Here is a 572-nt window from a genome sequence, read left to right as displayed (position 1 = left end):
GGCTGGGTCAGCGCCGAGAGCGAGGCCGTGATCGCCGAGGTCCTGGGCATGCCCCAGATCGCCGTGCACGAAGTCACGACCTTCTACAACATGTACAACCAGCAGCCGCTGGGCAAGTACAAGCTGAACGTCTGCACCAACCTGCCGTGCCAGCTGCGCGACGGGCAGAAGGCGCTGCACCACCTCGAGAAGAAGCTCGGCATCACCATGGGCGAGACCACGCCCGACGGCCTGTTCACGCTGCAGCAGTGCGAATGCCTGGGCGCATGCGCCGATGCGCCCGTGATGCTGGTGAACGACCGCACGATGTGCAGCTTCATGGACAACGAAAAGCTCGACCAGCTCGTGGACGGCCTGCGCCAGGCGGAGGGACAGGCATGACCACCGCAGCACAGATCCTCTCGCAGTTCCAGGCCACGGGCGTCCAGACCTGCTTCCACGACCGCCACATCGAGCCGCAGATCTACGCAGGCCTCGACGGCACGAACTGGAGCATCAAGGACTACGAGGCGCGCGGCGGCTACCAGGCCCTGCGCAAGATCCTCGGCACCGACGGTGGCGATGACCTGGTC

General features: G+C 65.6%; 2 protein-coding genes. Both read left to right on the top strand.

Annotated features, from left to right (window positions below; all coding sequences use genetic code 11):
- Nucleotides 1-381 (top strand): NADH-quinone oxidoreductase subunit NuoE family protein (locus tag FJV41_RS57145; protein ID WP_141649572.1); only part of this gene is annotated, 381 nt, incomplete at its 5' end.
- A partial coding sequence (locus FJV41_RS57140; protein ID WP_220137988.1) for a hypothetical protein occupies nucleotides 378-572 on the top strand: 195 nt, incomplete at its 3' end. The genes FJV41_RS57145 and FJV41_RS57140, both read left to right, overlap by 4 nt.

It is taken from the genome of Myxococcus llanfairpwllgwyngyllgogerychwyrndrobwllllantysiliogogogochensis (genome assembly GCF_006636215.1).
Classification (GTDB): Bacteria; Myxococcota; Myxococcia; order Myxococcales; family Myxococcaceae; genus Myxococcus; species Myxococcus llanfairpwllgwyngyllgogerychwyrndrobwllllantysiliogogogochensis.
The sequence above is the reverse complement of the archived record's forward strand: the minus strand, read 5'-3'. Positions and strand labels throughout refer to the sequence as shown.